Here is a 21,924-nt window from a genome sequence, read left to right as displayed (position 1 = left end):
TCACGGCAGGCGCTCCAGGAGGGTGCGGGCCGCGTCCAGCATCAGCCGGCACACGTCCTCCGGGTCCGCGCCGGCCAGTGGTTCCTGGCGCACCACGACGCGGGTGAGACCGATGCCGAGCAGCCAGGCGACGACGAGGGCGGCGCGCAGATCGGCGTCGTCGGCGCGGGTGAGGCCGGCCAGCACCTGGGAGTACTCCTCGGTCAGGCGCCGGTTCGTCCGTGCCGCCTCGTCGTCGCCGCCGACGGAGCGCAGGAAGACCTCGAGGGTACGGTCGGCCGACGCTCCGCCGGCGGGTTCGAGCAATCCCCGCAGGGCGGTCTCCAGCAGCCGCTCGGCCGGGGTGTCCCGCAGCTGTTTGTGGCCGTTGCGCGCCACGACCTCGCCGAAGAGGGCGGTCTTCGAGCCGAAGTAGCGGAAGAGCAGGGTCTGGTTGACGCCCGCGCGGGCCGCTATCGCGCGGACGGTCGTCCGGTCGTAGCCGCGTTCGGCGAACAGCTCGGCCGCCGCGTCGATCAGGGACCGGCGGGTCGCCTCGGCGTCCCGCCGGCGTACCGGCTTCTCTGTGGTCATCCCTTACTCCTCACCGGACCGGCCCATCGTGTCAAGGTGGCCGATCTCCGTGTGGACAGGCCCCGTTGACGTCCTTCCTACCCGGTCCTACGGTCGATGTAAGCAGCTGCTTACATCACTCGACCGCTCAGGGCGCGGGTTCCCGCCGCCCCGGCGAAGGGAGCAGAGGTCCGGATGTCCACCTCCCCCAGCGAGCCCACCGACTATCCCTTCAACGAAGCCGCCGGACTGGCCCTGTCCGGGAAGTACGACGCGGCGCGCCGCAGCGAGGGGCTGACGCGCGTGAGGCTGCCCTACGGCGAACCGGCCTGGCTCGTCACCCGCTACGCGGACGCGAAGCTGGTCCTGGGCGACCGGCGGTTCAGCCGCGCCGACGCCGCAGGTCACGACGAGCCCCGCCAGTCGCCCGGGCGGGCCGACGGCGGCATCCTCTCCATGGACCCGCCCGACCACACCCGGCTGCGCACCCTGGTGACCAAGGCGTTCACCGTGCCGCGCGTGGAGCGGCTGCGGCCGGAGGTGCGCGCCCTGGCCGAGAGCCTGCTGGACGACATGGTGGCGGCGGGACCGCCGGCCGACCTCGTCGAGGCCTACGCCCTGCCGATCCCCGTCGCCGTGATCTGCCGTCTGCTCGGAGTGCCCGAGGCCGACCGGCCGCTCTTCCGCAAGTGGAGCGACGACGCGCTGTCCACCAGCTCCCTCACCGCCGAGGAGTCGGACGCCAGCCGCGAGGAGCTGCGCGCGTACATGGCGGAGCTGATCGCCGACCACCGGGCCCGGCCCGCCGACGACCTGATGACGGACCTGATCGGGGCCCGTGACAAGGACGACCGGCTGTCCGAGCGGGAGCTGATCGACCTGTGCGTGGCGGTCCTGGTCGCCGGCCACGAGACCACGGCCACGCAGGTCCCCAACTTCGTGCACATCCTCCTCGACCACCCCGGCGAGGTCGCGCGGCTCCACGACCGTCCGGACCTGATCCCCGGCGCGGTCGAGGAACTGCTGCGCTTCGTGCCGTTGGGCATGGCGGCGAGCATGGCCCGCTACGCCACGCAGGACGTCGAGGTGGGCGGCACCCTGGTGCGCTCGGGCGAGCCGGTCCTGGTGTCCGTGGGGGCCGCCAACCGCGACGCCCTGCGTTTTCCCGCGCCCGACACGCTCGACCTCGGGCGGGAGGGCAACCAGCACGTGGGCTTCGGGCACGGCGTCCACCACTGCCTGGGGGCGCCGCTGGCCCGGCTGGAGCTCCAGGAGGCGCTCCGGGCGCTGGTGCTGCGGATGCCGGGCATCCATGTGGCCGGTGACATCGTGTGGAAGACCGAGATGCTGGTCCGCGGGCCGCGTTCGATGCCGGTGGGGTGGTGAGCGTGGCCTGGCGTGTGGCGGTGGACCGTTCGCGGTGCATGGGCTCGGGAATCTGTACGGCCCTGGCTCCCTCGGCGTTCGCGCTCGACGGCGAACGGTCCCGCCCGCTGTCCGAGGAGACCGCTCCGGATGAGGCGCTGCTCGACGCCGCCGACTCCTGCCCGGCGGGGGCCGTCACCGTGACCGAGGACGGGCGGGTGCTCGGCCCCCGCGACTGACCCGTGAGCGGAAGGGTGTGGCGGCCTTCCGGTTCATCGGTTCATCCGTTCCGCAGGGCCCCCGGCACCGGCTCCGCGCGCCGCGCCCGGGGCCCTCCGGGGCCTCTCGCGAATGCTCGTCACCCCATTGAGTCGTGTCGTTGTGCGAATTGGCTCAACAGGCGTGTTTCTTATATCGTTTGACTCGCCATCACGAAAGGAATACGTCCAATGGCTGTCAAGTTTGAGCAGGTTGACGAATCGGTAAAGGACGAGCCGGGCGTAGAGCCGGTTCTCGTTCCACTGGGCGAGCAGGAAATCACAACGTATTGGCGGAAAATGCGCCATGATGACCTGAATCCCGAAGTCACCGACGGTGTGTTCACCGTCGAGATTCTGGTGCCGGTAATGAGCACCGAGGAGTACGAGACCGGGGAGGAGCTCGAGGACGGCAGCCAGCAGATCGCCACCCGTCCCTGCCTGACCCACGAGCGGCGGGAAGTCGATCTCGGCAAGGAATCCCTGGAGAAGTACTTCGAGGCGCTCGCGCCCTTCATCGCCGTCGCGCGCGAGGCGCAGGCCGTTCCGCAGCAGGGCCGCAAGCGCCGCGCCAAGGCGGGCAAGCCGGCCACGGACGGCATCGCGTAAGGGCCTGGGCAATCCCGCGGGGCCCTCGGAACGCAGGGCCCTGACCACAGGGCCCTGAACTCAGGGGCCCGCGCACGACGCCGCAGGGGCGACTACCGAGACCGGTGGTCGCCCTTTTCACACTCCCTGCGGGGATGCGAAAACGGAAAAACCGCACCCTGGACCCGTGATCCCCTGATCCTCGGAGGGGATTTTCCGGCTTGCGGAGAATATCCGTCGGGCCGTCGGGGCGCGCCGGTCAGAGCGTCCGTTCCATGCCCCACAGGGGCAGGTGTTCGAAGAAGGCCACGGCCTCCTCGCGCCAGAACGGCCGCCATTCGGCCGCCGCGGCCGAGGCCGCTTCGGCGTGGTGGCGCATGGCCGAGCGCAGCCTGTCCTCGACGCCCCGCCGGCGGGCGATGTCCCGGATCCGGTCGACGGTCTCCGGCGCGCAGTCGGGGTCGCCCAGGGCGCGCTCCACCACGGCCCGTTCCGGCCCGGTGGTCGCGGCCAGGACCGCGCTCACGGCGTAGCTGCGGCGGCCGGCGCGGATGTCGGAGCCCGACGGCTTGCCGACGACGCTCTCGTCGCCGAAGAGGTCGAGGTAGTCGTCGCGCATCTGCCCGAGAACGCCGACCGGTATCGCGTACCGGCGCAACGGCTCGTCGTGGCGGGCCAGGTCCTCGCCGGCGGCCAGCAGCCCCAGGCGCAGGGGCGCGAGGATCGAGTACCGCGTGCTCTTGTATTCGGTGACCGTGTGCAGCAGATCCTCGCCGGGCAGGGGTTCGAAGTCGCGTTCCAGGTCGACGACCTGACCGACGACCGTGTCCGTCGCGGCCCGTGTCTGCACCTCGAGCAGAGCCTGCCGCAGCTCGGCGGGGGCCTTCGCCTCCAGCAGCACCCGCAGGGACAGGAAGGCGGCGAGGTCCCCGGCCAGCACGGCGAGGCCGAGGGCCGTCCGGTCACGGTCCGGGAACTCCTGGAGGTAGGCGTAGTACGTCGACGCCCCGCCGCGCCGCACGGGCGCGTCGTCGATGATGTCGTCGTGGACGAGCCCGTGCGTCTGGAGCAGTTCGAGGCTCAGCGCGGCTTCCTCCAGCCCGGGGACGTCCTCCGTCGTCACCAGCCGGGCCGCCTCGTACATCAGCGCGACCCGCAGCCGCTTCCCGCCCCGCAGGGAGAGGTCCCGCAGGAGTTCCAGGCAGCGGGGGGTGAAGCGGCTGAACGGTGGAGCGCCGAGGTCGTCCGCCAGCGCGTCGAAGTACGCCTCGAAACGGGCGTCGAACCGGCGCCGGTGTCCGGCGACGCGTTCGATGGCGGCGGTGGCCAGGGCCTTGTCGTTCATGACGACCATTCTCCGGCAGCTGCGCGAGACCGCGGACCCGCCCCTCCCCCACACCCAACGGCCCCTATGGCCGGGGTGCGGCGACAGGTCGCTCTCAGGCGATCCAGCGCGGTCGCCGGGCGGCGGGTGCGGGCGGCAGGCCGTCGGCGAGCGCGGCGGCCATGCGCTGCACGGCCTCGCGCAGGGCGTCGGGGGTGGCGGTGTAGGGGATGCGCATGCGCTGTTCGAAGATGCCGGGGTAGGCGCCGAAGTAGCCGCCGCCCTCGATGCGCACCCCGCACTCCCGCGCCTGCTCGGCCAGCGGCGAGGCGATGGGTTCGCCGAGGTCGACCCACAGGGACAGCCCGCCGGCCGGCGTGCGCCAGGTCCACCGCGGCATGTGCTCGGCCAGGGCTTCGCTCAGGGCGGCCCGCCGCGTGCGCAGCTGTTCCAGGCGGGTGGGCAGCAGCTCCTCGGCCCGGGTCAGCAGGTGCAGGGCCAGCAGCTGGTCGACCACCGAGCCGCCCATGTCGTTGGCCATGCGCTGGCCGGCGAGCTCGGTCACCACCTGCGAAGGGGCACGCAGCCAGCCGATGCGCAGGCCGGCCCAGTGGGTCTTGCTCATCGAGCCGATCGTGACGATCTGGCCGTTGCCGCCGGGCCCGGCGTGGGAGGCGAAGGGCTGCGGGGCGGGCACGTCGAGGGCGAGGTCGGTCAGCGTCTCGTCGATGACCAGCCAGGTGCCGGTGCGTTCGGCGGCGCGCAGGACGCGCTCGCGGTCGTGGCCGGGCATGAGGCAGCCGGTCGGGTTGTGGAAGTCGGGTATCAGGTAGGCCAGTTGGGGGACGACCTGGCTCAGCGTCGACTCGACGACCTCGATGTCCCAGCCGGTGTCGGTCACCGGGACGGACACGGGGCGGAGCCGGGCGCGGCGCAGCGCCTCCAGGGCGTTGGGGTACGAGGGGTTCTCGGCCATGACCCGGTCACCCGGTCCGCACAGCAGTCCCACGGTCAGCGTGAGCGCGTGCTGGGCGCCGGCGGTCACCAGGATCTGTTCGGGCACGGTGGCCAGGCCCCGCCGGGTGAAGCGTTCGGCGATGGCGGCCCGCAGGTCCGGGAGGCCGTAGGGGTGATAGCCGGGGGTGTCCGCGTGCCGGGCCAGGTGGGGGGCGATGTGGACGAGCGCGTCGGCGAGTACGTGCTCCGGCAGGCCGGGGGCGGCCCTGGCCAGGTCGATGGCGGCGTCGGGGGTTTCGAGGAACCGCGCGATGCGACGGGGTGTGCGGCCTTCCGGCATGGCCGTCCAGGTGCCGGAGCCCTGGCGGCTGTAGGCGTAGCCGTTCTCGCGCAGCAGGTCGTACACGGCGGTGACGGTGGCCCTGCTGGTGTTCAGGGCGGCCGCCAGTTCCCGCTCGGCGGGGAGGCGTACGTGCAGTGCGATGCGTCCGTCGAGGATCAGATCGCCGATCTGGCGGGCCAGGTGGCGGAAGGCCGGCCTCATGCCCGTCGGGTCGGGCAGCATGGCGGCCAGTTGCCGGCTCCCCAGCGTCCGGTCGGAGCGGCCGGTCCTGTCCCCGCGCCGCAGCGGGTCCACCGCGTCCATTCCCACCACTTTCCCGAGATTGGCCATGTTTTCCAGGCCAATCACTGTACAGACTCGCCGCCATTGGCCCGTGAGGGCGGATCAGCGCACAGAGACGGGTCGGAATGCAGCAGAAGATCACAGTTGATGACGAGCGCCGGCGGCGGCACTTCCCGGGGAGACGGCCTACGTCCCCGCCCGTGGGGCGCCCGTCCCCGCCGCCCCTCTCCTACCTCCCCCTCGGCGAGCATCCGCTCCGGCGCGTACCCCAGTTGTTCGCCGGTCTCGCCCTCTACGGGTTCAGCCTCGCGGTCATGATCCGGGCCGCGCTGGGCGTCAGTCCCTGGAGCGTGCTGTACGAGGGGGTGACGCGGTACACGTCCCTGAGCTTCGGCACGGTCAACGCCGCCTTCGGTGCCGCGGTGCTCCTGCTCTGGATTCCGCTCCGGCAACGGCCCCGGTTCGGCACCGTCGCCAACGTCGTCGTCCTGTCGTGCTCGTCGGATCTCGGGCTTGCGCTCGTTCCCGCGCACCTGGACCTGCCCGCGCGGGTGGGCCTCCTCGTCGGCGGTGTCCTCCTCAACGGGCTGGCCGGCGCCGTCTACATCGGCGCCCGCCTCGGCCCCGGGCCCCGCGACGGGCTGATGACGGGTGCGGCCGCCGGTACCGGCCGCTCCATCCGGTTCGTCCGTACGCTGATCGAGATCACCGTGCTCACCATCGGCTGGCTGCTCGGGGGGACGGTGGGCGTCGGAACGGTGCTGTACGCGGCCGCGGTCGGCCCGGTCACCCAGGCCTTCCTCCCTCGGTTCGCCTACCGGAGCACCGCCGTCGAGGGGCCCGGCGGACGGTAGGCAAAGGGGCCCGGTGGCCCGCCCCGCCGTGAGACGGAGAAGAAGCCACCGGGCCCTGGACGGAGGGATCAGCTTTCGCAGTTGCTCTCGGTGCCGAGGAAGGGGATGTCCTCCTGGCACATGTCGTTGCCCGGGCCGCCGTCCACGGTGCCGGTGGCTTCGGCGCCTTCGTGGATGTTGTCGTTGCCGGCCCCGCCGGAGACCACGCAGGCGTTGGCGTCGGTGACGTCGATGGTGTCGTTGCCGTCCTCGCCGGCGACCGTGCTGGCGTTGCAGGTGGTGACGGTCAGTTCGTCGGCGCCGTCGCCGCCGTGGATGCTGCCGCCGTCGGCGCTGGTGGCCGTCAGGCTGACCACGCCGAGGGACATGAGCGACACGGCGGCCAGCCAGGCCAGGCCACGGCGCAGGGGGATCGCGTGCATGACGGGTTCTCCTCTCGGCCCGTCCCCGCTGAGGGCGGGCGGGCGAACCGGGGGTGTGTGACCGAAGGAGTTCGCCACGCGGGCTCCACGACCCGGAGGGCCTTGTGCGTCGGCACGAGGGGAGGTCCTCGCGGGCTGGGGGCGCGCTGGGCGGGTGAAAGCGCTTTCGCGAGAGTCGGGCGCTGGGAGCGGGATGTTCCGCCACTGTCGTGCTCCGGCGGCGCCCTCACCGGAGCTTGAAGTGTGCGCGCGGACTGGCCGAAAACAGGAGGCGCGCACAGGGGCGTGCCGTGGTGCGATTCAGCGCCCGGGCCGCCTGTGAGCGCCGGTCACCGGATGGCCTGGCGTGACGTGCGAGGGATGAGCGGGCCGTTCCGGGCCGGCGCCGGGCTTCTGTGAGCACGTAGGGGGATGGTGGCGGGGATCCGGCGGGGTGACGATGTGGCCATGGGAGAGCCAGCGGAGCCGGAGCCTCACCATGCTGCCGATGCCGAGGGGTTCGTCGCCGCCATGCGGCATCTCAAGAGACGCTCGGGGCTGACGTACCGGCAGTTGGAGGAGCGGGCGGCGGAGCGTGGTGACGTGCTGCCGCGCAGCACTCTCGCCGACGTCCTCAGCGGGAGGACCATGCCGCGTCCGGACGTGCTGACCGCCTTCGTGCGGGCGTGCGGAAGCGGCCAGCAGGAGGCCGAGTGGCTACGGGCCCGGGAACGGATCGTCGAAGCCCGGGCGGGGGCGGCGGAACCGCCCCGCTCCCCCGCTGCCGCTCACCGGCGTGCCCGTAAGCGCGTCCTGTCTGCGTCGCCTACCGCGAGCTGGAGGCGTGCACGGGAAGCGACAACGTGACGAGGGTGAAGCCGTACCCCAGCCGGGACGCCTAGGCGCCGGCTACGGGCCGCCGGCCGGGCGCGCCGGCCGGTGACCCGGCGTGTTCGACCGGCTTCAGGAGGCCTGGTCGGCCTGCTCCGCGTCCTTCTTCTCCTTGATGCGCGCCGCTTCCTTGCGGACCTCGGCCTGGGTGGCGCGCTCCCGGCGCAGCCACTCGGGCATCTCCTGCTTCAGCGCGTCGATCTGCTCCGTGGTGAGGGCGTCCGTGACACCGCCGCGGGCGAGGCCGGCGATGGAGACCCCCAGCTTCGCCGCGACCACGGGCCGGGGGTGGGGGCCGTTGCGTCGCAGCTCCTGCAGCCACTCGGGCGGATCGGCCTGCAGCGCGTTGAGCTCGTCGCGCGAGAGGACCCCCTCCTGGAACTCGGCGGGGGTGGCTTGGAGGTACACACCCAGCTTCTTCGCCGCGGTCGCGGGCTTCATCGTCTGGGTGGTCTTGTGCGACGTCATGGGGTCAAGGGTATTCGAGCATGTGCGCTACCTCTGACCACGACCGGTAATCTGGGCGGGTGACAGGCTCGGAAACACACCCTTCGTTCCGGCTCGCCTACGTCCCGGGAGTGATGCCCACGAAGTGGGTGCGGATCTGGAACGAGCGGCTGCCCGACATCCCGCTGGACCTCGTCTCGGTGCCGGCCGCCGCGGCGGGTGACCTGCTGCGCGACGGCGGTGCCGACGCGGGTCTCGTACGGCTGCCGGTGGACCGGACGGTTCTCAGCGCGATCCCCCTCTACACCGAGACGACCGTGGTCGTGATCCCGAAGGATCACCTCTTCATGGCGGTCGAGGAGGTGTCCGCGGCGGATCTGGCCGACGACGTCGTCTTCCACCCGCTCGACGACACCCTCGACTGGGAGCACCCGCCGGGCCGGCCCGCCATCGAGCGCCCCGCCACGACGGCGGACGCCATCGAGCTGGTGGCGGCGGGGGTGGGCCTGCTCGTCGTGCCGCAGTCGCTCGCCCGCCTGCACCACCGCAAGGACCTCACGTACCGGCCGATCACGGACACTCCGCAGTCGAGCGTCGCCCTGTCCTGGCCCGAGGAGAAGACCACCGACCTGGTGGAGGACTTCATCGGGATCGTCCGCGGGCGGACCGTCAACAGCACCCGGGGCCGTTCCTCCGCCCAGGCCCCCGCGCAGCCGAAGAGCAAGCGCCCCGACCGCAAGCCCGCGGGAGACAAGTCCGCGGCGGGCAGGACGGCCGGCAAGGGAGCCGGCAAGGCGGGCGGCGGCAAGGGCGCGCGCGGCGGTTCCGGCGGCGGCCCCAAGGGCGCCAAGCGCGGCAAGCCCCGCCGGCGTCCGTAGCCCGGTCGTACGCCTCACGGTCGGTCGTGGCCCGGCCGCCCCACCGCTGTGACCTGCGAGCCTAGGTCCAAGGGCCGAGGCGAGTACCGACTCGGGGCAGAGGTGCGTGTACGGCCCGTCGCCTACGGTCGTGGTGAAACGATCGACAAGCGGGGGAAACACCATGCACACGGGCCGTACGCACGACTGGAACGGCGACCTGTTGGATCTCGACGCCTACCTGGACCGCATCGGGTACCGGGGAGAGCGGGCGCCGACGCTGGAGGTGCTGCGCGCGCTGCACCGCGCGCATGTCACCTCGATACCGTTCGAGAACATCAACGCCGTCCTCGACATCCCCATCCTGCTGGACATCCCGTCCGTCCAGGACAAGCTGGTGCGCGGGCGCCGCGGCGGCTACTGCTTCGAGCACGTCGTTCTGTTCGCCGCGGTCCTGCAGCGGCTGGGCTTCGAGTTCACCGCGATGAACGGGCGGGTGACGCTCGGCGAGGAGAAGATCCTGCCCGCCACGCACGCGCTGCTGGCCGTGACCGCCGCCGACGACGAGCGGCTGTGGCTGTGCGACGTCGGGTTCGGCTGCGGGCCGCTGGAGCCGGTCGAGCTCGCGGACGGCGCCGAGGCCGACTTCGACGGCTGGAGGTTCCGGCTGGAGCGGCGCGAGGGACCGTTCGGCATCGACGACTGGTGGCTGTACCAGTACGGCGCGGACGGCTGGCGGCACCGGCACACCTTCACGCTGAACCCCCAGTACACGATCGACTTCGTGGTGGGCAGCCACTTCGTCGCCACCCACCCGCGGTCCCCGTTCTCGGCGCGCCTGTTCGCCCAGCGGTTCAGCGCCACGCACCACCACCGGCTCGACATGACGACCTGGACCACCTTCGGCCCCGACGGCTCGTCCACCGAGCGGAAGATCGGGCCGGCCGAGCTCGGGCGGGTGCTGGAGGAGGACTTCGGCATCGTCGTGAGCGCCGAGGACCTCGCGCGGATCGGGGAGGGGCTCGTCTCACCCTCGTGATCCACTCGCGTTGCGGGCATGTGTCCGCATATTTACTCTGCTAATGCCAGTCGTTCATGCCACCAGGGGGCACGCAGAGGAGCACGCATGGGACAGCAGACGATCACTTCCGACCGGGCGCTTCCCCGTTTCGAGGAAGCCGAGGGCCTGGGCCCTCAGGACAGCGCGTTCGTCCGTGACCTCGTGGCCGTACTGGAGAAGCACGGCAACCTCGACCGGTTCGGCCTGTGCCTGTTGCACGACCACTTCCCCGTCGCCTCCGACGAGATCCTGGTCGAGACGCACGACATCGAGGCCCGTACGCTCCGCATCGAGGTCGAGAAGGCCGCGACCACCGGCCACACCCAGCCCTCCCAATGGCGGTTCGCGAAGACCGGCGGGAACGGCGACGAGGCCGAGGGCCACGTGTGCCAGGTGATTCTGCAGTGCACTCCCGTCAGCGGATGTCCGGGAAGCAAGAGCGCGACGTCGTGAGGGTGCGCCGGGGGCCCTGCCACCCCGGCCCGGCCGGGGTACGCCCCGGCCGCCGTACGCCCCCGTGACGGGCGGCGCGCGGGCGGGGCGGGACGGCGGCCCGGGGGCGTGGCGCCGCTGGGCCGCGCTCCTGTTCCTGGGCCTGGCGGCATGGTGGGGCGTGTCCCCCACCCCGGCGAACGCCGCCGGGCCCGGGGTCGCCGACGACTGCCACACCGCGCAGCTCACCGAGGCCCATACCGACGTCGATCTACGGCTCGAGAACCACGCCCGCTCCGTCGCCGAGGCCTGGGGGCTGATGACGGTCCGGGTGCCGACCGCCTGGCTGTACGCCAGCGACCTGCTGCTGAGCGAGAGTTCCGAGCCCCACCGGCGGGCGATGCGCTGCCTGCTGCGGGCCCCGGACACCATGAGCCGGCCCGAGGAGTGGCGCGAGCACAGCCCACGGGTCAGTGCCCAGGCGTCCTGGGTCGAGGTCCAGTACGAGACGCAGTTCCGGTTCAACAACGGCGGACGGTTCAACGCCGGCCCCTGGACGATGGACATCCACACCGAGCAGTGGGGTCTGTCCCTCTCCCCGCCGCCGGCCCTGAGAGGCGCCCACTGGGACCGCGTCCGGATCGACCTGGGAGGGCTCGACGCCTCCCAGGTGACCCCGAGGCCCTCGGGGGCGGACCAAGGGCACCTGACGTGGTCCGGGCTCGGGCGGACCGGGGCGGCGGGCCCGAGGGTGACCGTGCAGGTCATCCCTCCCTGGCAGCGCGCCTGGGCGGCGACCAGCGCCAGCAGCCAGCCATGGCTGGTCGCCAACGCCGCCGGCATGACCACCTGGTGGGTGGGCACGTCGATCGTCGTGATCCTGGCCGCCCTGCGCGCCCGGCGCCAGCCGGCCGGCCCCGAGCTCACCGAACTGGAGAAGAGCAGCAGCGCCGCCCTGTGGTGGTGGGGCGCGCTGAAGGCCGTCCTCGGCGTGATGATCCTGCTGTTCTACAGGGCGGTTCTCAACACCGCCGATCTCCTTGCCGACAAGCCGCCGGCCTGGCTGGACTACAGCATGCGCTGGCCCGTGCTCATCGGTGTCCTGGCGGGCTGGCTGCTGGTCGTCTCCGCCCGGCCCAGGAGAACCGTGCTGGTGGCCGCCACCCTCGTCGCGGCGGCTGCGGCCCTGGTGGCCGCGGAGCCGTCCCTGTTCGGGCTCCCCGCGCCACTGGCCACGCCGACCCGCCCGGCCGACGCGGGCTTCACCGCGCTGGTGGCGGAGGTCTGGGCCGTGCAGTGGCTGTGGCTGGCGGGCACCGCCCTGTGGGCCTGGACGCTCGCCCGCCAGGGCGGACTGCTCCGCTCCACGGCCACTCCCTGGCGGCTGCGCCGCCTCGGCCCCGCACTCGCCGTGCTCGCCCTCCTTCTCCTGGGTTGGGGAGAGTGGGCCATCGAGCGGAAATGGGAGCGGGTCAGCTGGCTGGCCAACCGCGACATCGCCGCGTACCACACCCAGCACGTGGCCTCCCTGGCGCGCGACATGGCCTCGTTCGCCGCCCAGATCCCCACCTGGTACTACACCCACACCTGGGTGCTGACCGGTCTCGCGATCGTCGCGCTGCTACGGGCCAGAGACCTCGCCCCCACCGTGCCGTACGCGAGCCCCACCCCCCTGGACCGCCTCCTGCTGGCCGTGTTCTTCGCCGTGGTGGTCGCCTGGCGCCAGGGCTCCTACGCCGGCAGCCAGGCGCTCTCCGCCTTCTGGCTGGTGCTCGACATCGCCGCCCTCTACGGCCTGCTGGCCGTCGGGAAGCGACGGGCCGTCCTCACCCAGCACCTCGAGGGCTGCAGCGGGTCTCCTCAGCAACTGTGCGAAACCATCACCGAGGCCGAGCGCAACGACCTGATCACCCGCGCCCGCCGCTACCGCGAACTGACCACCAGCCTGCGCGCCATGGACCAGGCGGGAGCTGAGAGCGCTCTCAAACGGCACGAGGTGGAGAAGGAAATGAACCGGCTGCACCGCCGGCGCCCGGCACCCGGGGCCGGCGGCGCGCCACGGTCCTGGCTTCCCCTCCAGGTCAACGTCGTCGACGTGGCCCTCAGCTGGGGGCCGCACGCCAAGTGGTGGGACAACGCGCGCCGGGCCGCCCTCCTGGCGGCCGCCTTCGGCGTTCCCGGCAGCATCGTGATGGTCTGGATGGCCTACTCGCCCCAGGGCGAGTGGATGCGCCGGGGCCTGTACATGTTCGGCGCCCCGGAGATGCTGTTCATGTTCGTCTACTGGGAGCTGGTCTGGTCCGGCGCGGGCCTGGTGCTGGGGGCGTTGTGGCGCCTGCTGCCGGGCCGCCGCGGCCCGGCCCGCGCCCTGAGCCTGACCCTCGCCTACACCCTCCTGATCGGCCTGGGCCTCGTCGGCAATCTCATCACCGACCAGGAGATCGGCAACGTCGCCGTCGGCATTTCCCTGATGCTGCTGGTCCTCACCCTGACCAGCCTCGCGATGGACGCCGACACCTTCCGCTCGGAGCGGCGCTTCTGGCCCAACCGTGTCGGGCTGCTGCTGTCCATCTACCAGATCCGCGGCTTCTCCGCGCAGGTCGCCTACATCCTGATGCAGCTGGTCGCGGTCCTGACCATCCTCAAGTTCTTCTCCGGCTCCGACGCCCGGTGGAAGTAGCGACGCTACGAAGGCCGGGCGCCGACCCGGGCCCGGATTGGGCCATGTGGGTGACGCCCAAGAGGAGGATCCGGCCGGCGCGTGCCCAGACTGGGAGGTAATGAGCGGTTCTGTCTCTGCCGAGCGAGGAGACAGCGCATGGCGACGATCGAGTACCTCCCCCGGACGGAGTTCCTGCGGCAGACGGAGCGGGCGACCGAGCGCTACGAGGCACGGACGCGTGAGCGCCAGGCCATCCGGAAGGCACTCGACGACCGCGGAGTGCTGCATGCGGACGCACCCGACCGGGTGACCAAACGGCTGGCGCGCCTGGGGGCGAGCTGGCCGCTGGCCACCGCGCTGGAGCGGACGCCGCGCGAGGCCACCACGGGACGGAGCCTGGCGGGCCTGGCGCCGGACAGCTTCGGCGCGGACGTGCTCGCGCTCGAGCGCCTGATGGGGCGCAACGACCTGGTCGACGTCGGCTTCCTCGAGGCCGGCTCCCTGGCCGCGCGATCCGTCGGGCGGGTGTTCGTCGGGGGCCGTGGGGCGCACTACGGCACGGGCTTCCTGGTGTCCGAGTCGTTGCTGCTGACCAACAACCATGTGCTCCGCGATCCCGAGCAGGCCGAGCGCGGCCTCGTCCGTTTCAACTACCAGGCCGGGCCCGACGGGCGGCCGCTGGAGCCGGTGGAGTTCGGTCTCGAGCCCGCCCGGTTCTTCGTCACCGACCGCCATCTGGACTTCACGCTGGTCGCCGTGGCCGCCCGGAGCCGCCACGGTGAACCGCTCGGCGCCTTCGGCCGGCTCGGGCTGAGCGAGGCCCAGGGCAAGGTGATCCTCGGAGAACTGGTGAACATCGTCCAGCACCCGGGAGGGGAGCCGAAACAACTCGCGCTGCGCGAGAACGAGGTGGTCGACCTGCTCGACGACTTCGTCCAGTACGGAGCCGACACCAGGCAGGGGTCCTCGGGAGCGCCGGTCTTCAACGACCAGTGGGAGGTCGTCGCCCTGCATCACGCCGGCGTGCCCGCGAAGGGCGCCGACGGGCGCTACCTCGCGGTGGACGGCAGCGTGTGGACCCCGGAGCAGGGCGAGGAGCGGCTGGCCTGGAAGGCCAACGAGGGCGTACGGATCAGCCGGATCCTGCGGGCCGTGCGCGAGGCCGCCGTGTCGGGCTCGGCCCCGGAACTGCGCGCGCAGCTGCTCGAGACGCCCACCGGCCTCCCCGGGCCCGTAGGTCCGCCGTCGCCGGCCGGTGCGGGACCGGCACCGGCACCGGCACCGGCACCGGAGATATCCGGCCGGAGCGAATCCGGCGACGTCGTCCACCTGACGGTGCCCCTGCGGATCGCGGTCGGCATCGCGGGCGCCGGCCCTCCGTCGTGGGCCGGTCCGGCGCCCGACGGCGATCGCGGTGCGCCGTCGCCACCCCTCCCGCCGGCGTACGGCGGGCCGGCGTACGGACCGCCGACGGACGGCCGCGTTCCGTACCCCGAAAGGGAACTCCAGGCCGCCCTGGTCAACCTCGAGGCCGGCCGCGACCGCCCCTACTACGAGGCCGAGGCCGACCAGGCCGCGCGGCAGGAGTACTACGCCTCCCTCCCGGGCGTCACCGGCGCCCCGCTGCGGCAAGCGCTGACCGACCTCCTGGAACGGACCCACGAGCGGCGCCCCGCCTACAAGCCGATCATGCTGCTGTACCCGTGGGTGGACCTGCACCCCGACCTCGAGCTGCGCGGCATCTACTCCGGCGAGAGCTTCAGTCCGGAGGAGTTCATCCGGGCCGACGCCGAGGCCGAGGCCGCCCGCTTCGAGCGCTGGCGGGAGCTTCTCGTGCGTGAGGCCGCGCTCGGGCCGGACGCGGTCGCCGCCGAGATGGACGCCCTGGAGGACGCCGTGCTCTTCAACTGCGAGCACGTCGTGCCGCAGTCGTGGTTCGCCAAGCGTGAGCCCATGCGCGGGGACCTCCACCATCTGTTCGCCTGCGGCACGACCTGCAACAGCTTCCGCGGCAACTTCCCCTACTTCGACTTCGCCGATCTCCAGGAGGCCATCCGGACCTCCTGCGGCCGCCGCGAGAGCCAGGGGTTCGAGCCCTCGGCCGGCAAGGGGCCCGTGGCCAGGGCGACCTTCTACTTCCTCCTGCGCTATCCCGGCCTCATCGGGGACGCCCCGGGCGAGCTGCGGCGCGAGCGGCTGGAGATGCTGCTGACCTGGCACGAGTCGGAAGCCGTCGGCGAGTACGAACACCACCGCAACGCCGCCATCGCCGAGATCCAGGGCGACCGCAACCCCCTCGTCGACCACCCCGAATGGGCGCGCGACCTGGACTTCGAACACGCCTGGCCGGCGGCCTGAGCGGTCCCCCCGCCCGAGGCCGGGGGCGGGGGCGGCGCGGGTCAGCCGAGGAGGGCGTCCGCAGTCGGCCGGAGCCGTCCGTGGTCAGGCCGACCGGGCCGCCGTGGCGGCCTGGGTGATGTTCTTCGCCATGCCGCCGAAGACCACGGCGTGGAAGGGCGAGACGCTCCACCAGTAGGCGTGACCGAGCAGGCCGCGGGGATGGAAGAGGGCGCGCTGCCGGTAGCGGGTACGGCCGTCGGGGTCGCGGTCGACGGACATCTCCAGCCAGGCCAGGCCCGGCAGCCGCATCTCGGCGCGCAGCCGCAGCAGCCGGCCCGGTTCGATCTCCTCCACCCGCCAGAAGTCCAGCGAGTCCCCCACCCTCAGCCGGTGCGCGTCACGACGGCCGCGGCGCAGGCCGACGCCCCCGGCCAGGCGGTCCAGCCAGCCGCGGGCCGCCCAGGCGAGGGGGAAGGAGTACCAGCCGTGCTCGCCGCCGATTCCTTCGATCACCCGCCACAGCCGCTCGGGCGGGGCGTCCACCGCCGCCTCCCGGCAGTCGGTGTAGAGGCTGCCCCCGGCCCAGTCGGGGTCGGTGGGCAGCGAGTCGCTGGGCGCGCCCGGCACGGCGGCGGACGACCAGCGCGTGGCCACCTGGGCGTCCCTCACGCGCTGCTGGGCGAGCCGGAGGGCCTCCTCGACGCCGATGAGGCCGGCCGGCGGGTCGGGAACGTACCGCGCGATGTCGTGTTCGCGGCAGACCACTTCGTGACGCAGCGATTCGGCGAGGGGGCGGGCGATGCCGCCGGGAACGGGGGTGACCAGGCCGATCCAGAGGCCGGACAGGCCCGGCGTCAGCACGGGGACGGGCAGGATGAGCCGACGCGGCAGGCCGGCGACGGCGGCGTAGGCCTGCATCATGTCGCGGTAGGTGAGGACGTCGGGGCCGCCGATGTCGAAGGCGCGGTTGACGTCGGGCGGCAGCTGGGCGCTGCCGACGAGGTAGCGCAGGGCGTCCCGCACGGCGACCGGCTGGATGCGGGTGCCCACCCAGCTGGGGGTGACCATGAGCGGCAGGCGTTCGGTGAGGTAGCGCAGGATCTCGTAGGAGGCGGAGCCGGAACCGATGATGACGGCGGCGCGCAGGACGGCGGTGGGCACTCCCGAGCCGAGCAGGATCCGGCCGACCTCGGTGCGTGAGCGCAGGTGGGGCGACAGGCGGCGCTCGTCGACGCCGGCCGGGGTGAGGCCGCCGAGGTAGACGAGGCGGCCGACGGCCGCGGCGCGGGCCTGCTCGCCGAAGAGCCGGGCGGCCCGCCGGTCGGTGTCCTCGAACGACGCGCCGGTGCCGAGCGCGTGGACGAGGTAGTACGCCACGTCGACGCCCCGCAGCGCCTCGCCCAGCGACTGCGCGTCCGTCACGTCCCCCCGCACCACCTCGACGCGGTCGGCCCACGGGTGGTCGCGCAGCTTCTCGGGGGACCGCGCCAGGCAGCGGACGCGGTGTCCGGCGTCCAGGAGCTCCGGCACCAGGCGGCCCCCGATGTATCCGCTCGCGCCGGTGACCAGGCAGAGCGTTCCGCTGGGGGTGCCGTCGTCCTCGCTTCGCATGTGCCGCCTCTTCTCCGTCACTGCCGTGCGCCGCATTCACGACTAAATGGATCAATATTGGCACATGCGGTGAAAAATCCAGGAACACGGAGCTGGTTTGCGTCCAAAGGGGCAGGGCATGTCAACTTATCCTCATGAGCAACGTGTTCTTCGACATCACCATCAACGACGAGCCGGCCGGCCGCATCGTCTTCAAGCTGTTCGACGACGTGGTCCCCAAGACCGCCAAGAACTTCCGCGAGCTCGCCACCGGCCAGCACGGCTTCGGCTACGAGGGCTCCGGCTTCCACCGTGTCATCCCCGACTTCATGCTGCAGGGCGGTGACTTCACCCGCGGTGACGGCACCGGCGGCAAGAGCATCTACGGCGAGAAGTTCGCCGACGAGAACTTCAAGCTGAAGCACACCAAGCCCGGCCTGCTCTCCATGGCCAACGCGGGCGCCAACACCAACGGCTCGCAGTTCTTCATCACCACCATCGTCACCGACTGGCTGGACGGCAAGCACGTCGTCTTCGGCGAGGTCGTCGAGGGCATGGACCTCGTCAAGAAGATCGAGGGCCTCGGCTCCCGCACCGGCGCCACCAAGGCCAAGATCGTCATCGCCAAGTCCGGCGTCGTCGAGGCCTGACCCGTCCGATGACCGGCCGCCGGTGACGGCGGCCGGTCACGGCCCGGGCCCCGTTCGCGGCTCAGTCGTCGGCGGCGGTGAGCGGCTTGGCGATGTCCTCGAGCGAGCGGCGTTCGGCCGGCAGGGCGAGGAAGCCGGCCATGACGCCCGCCGCCGTCATGAGCGCCGCGCCGATCCGGAAGGCGAGCACGGTGTCCCCCACCACCCCGGAACTGGTCAGTCCGGAGAAGAGCAGCGGGCCGGTGATGCCGCCCGCGGCGGTGCCGACGGCGTAGAAGAAGGCGATGGCCAGCGCCCTGGTCTCCATCGGGAAGACCTCGCTGACCGTGAGGTAGGCGCTGCTCGCCCCGGCCGACGCGAAGAACAGCACCGCGCACCAGCAGGCGGTCAGCGTGCCGGCCGTCAGCACTCCCCGCCCGAACAGCCAGGCGGTCGCGAACAGCAGCAGCCCGCTCAGCACATACGTGCCGGTGATCATCGGCCGCCTGCCGACGGTGTCGAAGAGGCGTCCGAGGAGCAGGGGTCCGAGGAAGTTGCCGAAGGCGATGACGGCGAAGTAGTAGCCGGTGCGGCCGGACGGTACGGAGAAGAAGCCGGTGAGGATCGCGCCGAACCCGAAGGTGATCGCGTTGTAGAGGAACGCCTGGCCGATGAAGAGGGCGAGCCCGAGCGCGGACCTGCGGGGGTAGTCGCGGAAGACGGTCCGGGCGATGGTGAGGAAGCCGATGCTCTCGCGCTGACGGATGGTGATGCTGCGGTCGACGGGCTCGCACGGACGGCCCGTCTCGGCGGCGGTCCTCTTCTCGATCGCGTCGACGAGTTCCTCGGCCTCGTCGCCGCGGCCGTGGATGATCAGCCAGCGCGGCGATTCGGGGACGTGGCGGCGGACGAGCAGGATCACCAGGCCCAGGACGACGCCCAGGCCGAAGATCAGCCGCCAGCCGAGGTTCGCCGGGAACAGGCCGGTGTCGAGCATGGCGACGGACAGCAGCGAACCCCCCATGGCGCCGATCCAGAAGCTGCCGTTGATGATGAGGTCGACCCGCCCCCGGTAGGCGGCCGGGATCAGCTCGTCGATGGCCGAGTTGATGGCCGCGTACTCACCGCCGATCCCGCAGCCGGTCAGGAAGCGGAAGGTGAAGAACCACCAGGAGTGGAAGGACAGGCCGGTCAGCGCGGTCGCGCCGAGATACAGCACGAGAGTGAGCAGGAACAGCTTCTTGCGGCCGAAGCGGTCGGTGAGCCGGCCGAAGAACAGCGCGCCGGCACACGCACCCGCCACGTACAGGGCCGCGGCCAGGCCGGTGACCTCGGCGCCGGTGATGTCCAGCCCGCTGCCCTTCTCCGGCAGCCGCCCGGCGATGTTCCCCACGACGGTCACCTCGAGACCGTCGAGTATCCACACGGTGCCGAGACCGATCACCACGGTCCAGTGCCACCGCGACCACGGCAACCGGTCCAGCCGCGCCGGAACCGTCGTCGTCACCGTGCCCTGTGCGCCGGAACGTTCCCCGACTGTCGTCATGTGCGCCCCTCCTGTCCCGACGGCCTCGAGCCCCGCGGCCCGGCCGGCGTTCCCCACGGCTTCCCGGCCGACCCGGGCGCATGCCCGGGGGCCGTGCCACCATCGGTACGGCATGCACAGGACAGGTCGAGTCAGCGTGGGCGTGCGCGCCCCTTCCCACCACGGCCCCTCGAGGAGCGTCGTCATGAGCGACCGCACACCGTCACCGCGTCCACCGCACCCCCTCGACCCCACCGGCGCCGGCGCGCACGCGGAGGCCGGACGATTACGGGACGCCGGCGCGGCCGTTCCCGTAGCGCTGCCCGGTGGCGTGGGGGCCGTCGCCGTCACGCGCTACCAGGAGCTGAAGGAAGTCCTCGCCCACCCCGACGTGGCCAAGAACGCCCGCCACTTCACCGCGCTCGCCCAGGGCGCGATACCGGACGGATGGCCGCTGACGACCTTCGCCACCGTCGAGGGCATGACGACCGCCGACGGCGACGACCACCGCCGGCTGCGCACCCTGGTGACCAGGGCGTTCACCGCGCGCAGGATCGAGGCGCTGCGCCCCCGCGTCGAGGAGCTCACCGCCGCGCTGCTGGACCGGCTCGGCGAGCGGGCCGACGCCACGGGCGTGGTCGACCTGCGCCGGCACTTCGCCTACCCACTGCCGATGGGCGTCATCTGCGAACTGCTCGGCGTGGCACCCGGCATGCGGGACGACCTGCACCGCCTCTCGCAGACGATCGTGCGCACCAGCGCCACCCCGCAGGAGACGCGGCACGCCAACCGCGACATGGCCACTGTCCTCCAGCGCGTCGTCGCCCAGCGCCGTGCCGCGCCCGGCGACGACCTCACCAGCGCGTTGATCGCCGCCCAGGAGGAGGACGGGGACCGCCTCAGCGAGGGCGAACTCCTCGGCACCCTGCTGCTGTTGATCGTGGCGGGCCACGAGACGACGCTCAACCTGATCACGAACGCCGTACGCGCCCTGTGCGGCCACCCGGACCAGCTCGAGCTCGTCCGGGCCGGGCGGGCCGGCTGGGACGACGTCGTGGAGGAGACGCTCCGCTACGACAGCCCCGTCGCCTTCTTCCCCTTCCGTTACCCCACCAAGGACCTGACCGTCGACGGCACGCTCATCGAGCGCGGCACGGCCGTCCTCGCCTCGTACACCGCCGCCGGCCGGGACGAGCGCGCGTACGGCCCGTCCGCCGCGCGCTTCGACGTGACCCGGCGCCCCGAGCCGCGTCACCTCTCCTTCGGACACGGCCCGCACTACTGTCTCGGCGCCCCGCTCGCCCGGATGGAGGCGACGATCGCGCTGAGGGCCTTGTTCGAGCGCTATCCGGGCCTCGCCCTCGCCGTGCCCGCCGACGGACTTCCCCCGCACCCGAGCTTCGTCGGCAACAGCACGGACACGCTGCCCGTCCGGCTCGCGGCCGAAACGACGCACTGACCTCCGGCGCCCTCCGCCTTGGTGCGTTTGGACGGTTTTCCGCGCGATGACGTCCCGACGGTGTGGTGACGCCCGCTCACGGACGGCCCGTATCCCACAGTGAGAGCACAGGGAGAGCCCGGAACACCGACGGGAGAGCAGAGATGTCGCGCAGTGTCGTGGTGACGGGGGCGAGCAGTGGGATCGGACAGGCTACCGCCCTGCAGTTGGCGGGCGCCGGGTACGAGGTGTTCGCGACCGTCCGCAGCGAGGAGAAGGCCGACAAGCTGCGCGCCCGGGCGGAGGAGGAGGGTACGCGGCTGAGGACCATGGTCCTCGACGTCACCGACGGCGCGCGGTGCGCCGACGTCTTCGCCGAGATCGCCGGGCTGACCGGAGGAGGCCCATGGGCGGTGGTGAACAACGCGGGCACGGCGCTGCCGGGGGCGATCGAGGACGTGGACGAGGACCAGGCGCGCCGGCTGATGGAGGTCAACCTCCACGCGCCGGCCCGTATCGCCCGGCTGGTGCTGCCCGCCATGCGCCATCGCGGCGACGGCCGTATCGTCAACGTCTCCTCGGTCGCCGCCCGGGCGGTCATGCCGTTCGCGGGCTGGTACAGCACCAGCAAGGCCGGGCTGAGCGCGCTCAGCCACGCCCTGCGCATGGAGGCTGCGCCTTGGGGCGTACGGGTCGTGCTGGTCGAACCGGGCTTCCACGCCAGCCCCATGCTGGAGAACGCCGCGGACGCCTTCGAGCGGCGCGCCTCGGTCTCCTCCCGGTACGCCGACTGCTACCGGGTGGCCTCCCGGTCGCTGCGGGACTCGTCCCGCTATCCCGGGCCGGAGCGGGTGGCCCGGGCCATCCACCGCGTCCTGGCCACCCCGCGCCCCAGGGCCCGTTATGTGCTGGGGACGGACGCGCGGGTGGGCGGAAGGCTCGACTCCCTGGTGCCCTACGCGCTCAGCGACCGCGTGAAGTCGGCGGCCACGGGGCTGAGCTCCGCCGCCGGGCTCGAGGGGCTGCTGGCACGGGCCGGCGGCGTGCACCGCCGTCCCTGACGGCGGTTCGCGAGGCGGTCGCCGCCGCCGGGCCGGTTCCCAGGGCGTGACCCGGGTGTCCCGGACGCG

At 72.3% G+C, this 21,924-nt stretch carries 20 protein-coding genes; 13 read left to right on the top strand and 7 right to left on the bottom strand.

Going from position 1 to position 21,924, the window contains the following annotated elements; genetic code table 11:
- Window positions 1-573, bottom strand: a complete 573-nt coding sequence (locus J1792_RS16645; RefSeq protein ID WP_086574158.1) for a TetR/AcrR family transcriptional regulator — start codon at window positions 571-573, stop codon at window positions 1-3.
- A gap of 174 nt (window positions 574-747) precedes the next feature.
- On the opposite strand from J1792_RS16645, the gene J1792_RS16640 reads away from it, so the two are divergent.
- The 3 genes from J1792_RS16640 to J1792_RS16630 all read left to right on the top strand — a co-directional run bounded on the left by J1792_RS16640 (window position 748) and on the right by J1792_RS16630 (window position 2,783).
- On the top strand, window positions 748-1,938 hold the full coding sequence (locus J1792_RS16640) for a cytochrome P450 (RefSeq protein WP_086574161.1): 1,191 nt from the start codon (window positions 748-750) through the stop codon (window positions 1,936-1,938).
- 2 nt (window positions 1,939-1,940) lie between these two features.
- Window positions 1,941-2,156, top strand: coding sequence for a ferredoxin (locus tag J1792_RS16635; protein WP_207247587.1), 216 nt, complete (start codon window positions 1,941-1,943; stop codon window positions 2,154-2,156).
- 210 nt (window positions 2,157-2,366) lie between these two features.
- Window positions 2,367-2,783: a hypothetical protein gene (locus J1792_RS16630; RefSeq protein WP_086574165.1), complete on the top strand. Its 417-nt coding sequence runs from the start codon at window positions 2,367-2,369 to the stop codon at window positions 2,781-2,783.
- Window positions 2,784-3,021: 238 nt separating this feature from the next.
- Here J1792_RS16630 and J1792_RS16625 read toward each other — a convergent pair whose 3' ends face one another.
- Together J1792_RS16625 and yczR are read right to left on the bottom strand one after the other, a co-directional pair.
- Entirely contained in the window at window positions 3,022-4,107 is a 1,086-nt protein-coding gene (locus J1792_RS16625) for a polyprenyl synthetase family protein (RefSeq protein WP_086574173.1), read from the bottom strand.
- Window positions 4,108-4,201: 94 nt separating this feature from the next.
- Window positions 4,202-5,716: a MocR-like transcription factor YczR gene (gene yczR / locus J1792_RS16620; protein WP_307843013.1), complete on the bottom strand. Its 1,515-nt coding sequence runs from the start codon at window positions 5,714-5,716 to the stop codon at window positions 4,202-4,204.
- A 152-nt stretch (window positions 5,717-5,868) separates the two neighbouring features.
- Here yczR and yczE point away from each other — a divergent pair, with 152 nt between their 5' ends.
- Window positions 5,869-6,522 carry a membrane protein YczE gene (gene yczE, locus J1792_RS16615; protein WP_307843012.1) on the top strand — a complete coding sequence of 218 codons (654 nt, stop codon included), beginning with the start codon at window positions 5,869-5,871 and terminating at the stop codon, window positions 6,520-6,522.
- A 68-nt stretch (window positions 6,523-6,590) separates the two neighbouring features.
- Here yczE and J1792_RS16610 read toward each other — a convergent pair whose 3' ends face one another.
- Window positions 6,591-6,944, bottom strand: coding sequence for a hypothetical protein (locus tag J1792_RS16610; RefSeq protein WP_207247586.1), 354 nt, complete (start codon window positions 6,942-6,944; stop codon window positions 6,591-6,593).
- Window positions 6,945-7,391: 447 nt separating this feature from the next.
- On the opposite strand from J1792_RS16610, the gene J1792_RS16605 reads away from it, so the two are divergent.
- Window positions 7,392-7,790: a helix-turn-helix domain-containing protein gene (locus J1792_RS16605; RefSeq protein ID WP_207247585.1), complete on the top strand. Its 399-nt coding sequence runs from the start codon at window positions 7,392-7,394 to the stop codon at window positions 7,788-7,790.
- 96 nt (window positions 7,791-7,886) lie between these two features.
- Here J1792_RS16605 and J1792_RS16600 read toward each other — a convergent pair whose 3' ends face one another.
- Window positions 7,887-8,282 carry a DUF5997 family protein gene (locus tag J1792_RS16600; RefSeq protein WP_086566276.1) on the bottom strand — a complete coding sequence of 132 codons (396 nt, stop codon included), beginning with the start codon at window positions 8,280-8,282 and terminating at the stop codon, window positions 7,887-7,889.
- Window positions 8,283-8,341: 59 nt separating this feature from the next.
- Between J1792_RS16600 and J1792_RS16595 the strand changes: the two genes are divergently transcribed.
- The 5 genes from J1792_RS16595 to J1792_RS16575 all read left to right on the top strand — a co-directional run bounded on the left by J1792_RS16595 (window position 8,342) and on the right by J1792_RS16575 (window position 15,630).
- Window positions 8,342-9,139, top strand: a complete 798-nt coding sequence (locus J1792_RS16595) for a LysR family substrate-binding domain-containing protein (protein WP_086566275.1) — start codon at window positions 8,342-8,344, stop codon at window positions 9,137-9,139.
- A gap of 163 nt (window positions 9,140-9,302) precedes the next feature.
- Complete coding sequence (locus J1792_RS16590) at window positions 9,303-10,157, top strand: arylamine N-acetyltransferase family protein (RefSeq protein ID WP_086566274.1); 855 nt, start codon at window positions 9,303-9,305, stop codon at window positions 10,155-10,157.
- 87 nt (window positions 10,158-10,244) lie between these two features.
- Window positions 10,245-10,631, top strand: coding sequence for a hypothetical protein (locus tag J1792_RS16585; RefSeq protein ID WP_207247584.1), 387 nt, complete (start codon window positions 10,245-10,247; stop codon window positions 10,629-10,631).
- Between the two features lie 64 nt (window positions 10,632-10,695).
- On the top strand, window positions 10,696-13,290 hold the full coding sequence (locus tag J1792_RS16580) for a DUF6185 family protein (protein ID WP_207247583.1): 2,595 nt from the start codon (window positions 10,696-10,698) through the stop codon (window positions 13,288-13,290).
- A gap of 138 nt (window positions 13,291-13,428) precedes the next feature.
- Window positions 13,429-15,630, top strand: coding sequence for an endonuclease (locus J1792_RS16575; RefSeq protein WP_207247582.1), 2,202 nt, complete (start codon window positions 13,429-13,431; stop codon window positions 15,628-15,630).
- Window positions 15,631-15,714: 84 nt separating this feature from the next.
- Here J1792_RS16575 and J1792_RS16570 read toward each other — a convergent pair whose 3' ends face one another.
- Window positions 15,715-17,223 carry an SDR family oxidoreductase gene (locus J1792_RS16570; protein WP_086566271.1) on the bottom strand — a complete coding sequence of 503 codons (1,509 nt, stop codon included), beginning with the start codon at window positions 17,221-17,223 and terminating at the stop codon, window positions 15,715-15,717.
- Window positions 17,224-17,357: 134 nt separating this feature from the next.
- On the opposite strand from J1792_RS16570, the gene J1792_RS16565 reads away from it, so the two are divergent.
- Window positions 17,358-17,852 (top strand): peptidylprolyl isomerase, encoded by a 495-nt coding sequence (locus J1792_RS16565; RefSeq protein WP_086566270.1) that lies wholly within the window; start codon window positions 17,358-17,360, stop codon window positions 17,850-17,852.
- Window positions 17,853-17,913: 61 nt separating this feature from the next.
- Here J1792_RS16565 and J1792_RS16560 read toward each other — a convergent pair whose 3' ends face one another.
- Window positions 17,914-19,377: an MFS transporter gene (locus J1792_RS16560; protein ID WP_207247581.1), complete on the bottom strand. Its 1,464-nt coding sequence runs from the start codon at window positions 19,375-19,377 to the stop codon at window positions 17,914-17,916.
- 184 nt (window positions 19,378-19,561) lie between these two features.
- Between J1792_RS16560 and J1792_RS16555 the strand changes: the two genes are divergently transcribed.
- Window positions 19,562-20,815 (top strand): cytochrome P450 family protein, encoded by a 1,254-nt coding sequence (locus J1792_RS16555; RefSeq protein WP_242645938.1) that lies wholly within the window; start codon window positions 19,562-19,564, stop codon window positions 20,813-20,815.
- A gap of 143 nt (window positions 20,816-20,958) precedes the next feature.
- Window positions 20,959-21,855 carry an SDR family oxidoreductase gene (locus J1792_RS16550; RefSeq protein WP_086566267.1) on the top strand — a complete coding sequence of 299 codons (897 nt, stop codon included), beginning with the start codon at window positions 20,959-20,961 and terminating at the stop codon, window positions 21,853-21,855.
- Window positions 21,856-21,924: the final 69 nt, after the last annotated feature.

Origin of the sequence: Streptomyces triculaminicus (genome assembly GCF_017349075.1) — a bacterium.
Lineage (GTDB): Bacteria > Actinomycetota > Actinomycetes > Streptomycetales > Streptomycetaceae > Streptomyces > Streptomyces triculaminicus.
This window is presented reverse-complemented; position numbering and strand designations above follow the sequence as displayed.

Coding starts and splice junctions, on each gene's coding strand:
- J1792_RS16565 (WP_086566270.1), top strand. CDS start 17,358: ATGAGCAACGTGTTCTTCGACATCACCATCAACGACGAGCCGGCCGGC.
- J1792_RS16610 (WP_207247586.1), bottom strand. CDS start 6,944: ATGCACGCGATCCCCCTGCGCCGTGGCCTGGCCTGGCTGGCCGCCGTG.
- J1792_RS16550 (WP_086566267.1), top strand. CDS start 20,959: ATGTCGCGCAGTGTCGTGGTGACGGGGGCGAGCAGTGGGATCGGACAG.
- J1792_RS16560 (WP_207247581.1), bottom strand. CDS start 19,377: ATGACGACAGTCGGGGAACGTTCCGGCGCACAGGGCACGGTGACGACG.
- J1792_RS16640 (WP_086574161.1), top strand. CDS start 748: ATGTCCACCTCCCCCAGCGAGCCCACCGACTATCCCTTCAACGAAGCC.
- J1792_RS16570 (WP_086566271.1), bottom strand. CDS start 17,223: ATGCGAAGCGAGGACGACGGCACCCCCAGCGGAACGCTCTGCCTGGTC.
- J1792_RS16625 (WP_086574173.1), bottom strand. CDS start 4,107: ATGAACGACAAGGCCCTGGCCACCGCCGCCATCGAACGCGTCGCCGGA.
- J1792_RS16630 (WP_086574165.1), top strand. CDS start 2,367: ATGGCTGTCAAGTTTGAGCAGGTTGACGAATCGGTAAAGGACGAGCCG.
- yczR (WP_307843013.1), bottom strand. CDS start 5,716: ATGGCCAATCTCGGGAAAGTGGTGGGAATGGACGCGGTGGACCCGCTG.
- J1792_RS16600 (WP_086566276.1), bottom strand. CDS start 8,282: ATGACGTCGCACAAGACCACCCAGACGATGAAGCCCGCGACCGCGGCG.
- J1792_RS16605 (WP_207247585.1), top strand. CDS start 7,392: ATGGGAGAGCCAGCGGAGCCGGAGCCTCACCATGCTGCCGATGCCGAG.
- J1792_RS16555 (WP_242645938.1), top strand. CDS start 19,562: ATGAGCGACCGCACACCGTCACCGCGTCCACCGCACCCCCTCGACCCC.
- J1792_RS16590 (WP_086566274.1), top strand. CDS start 9,303: ATGCACACGGGCCGTACGCACGACTGGAACGGCGACCTGTTGGATCTC.
- J1792_RS16585 (WP_207247584.1), top strand. CDS start 10,245: ATGGGACAGCAGACGATCACTTCCGACCGGGCGCTTCCCCGTTTCGAG.
- J1792_RS16575 (WP_207247582.1), top strand. CDS start 13,429: ATGGCGACGATCGAGTACCTCCCCCGGACGGAGTTCCTGCGGCAGACG.
- J1792_RS16645 (WP_086574158.1), bottom strand. CDS start 573: ATGACCACAGAGAAGCCGGTACGCCGGCGGGACGCCGAGGCGACCCGC.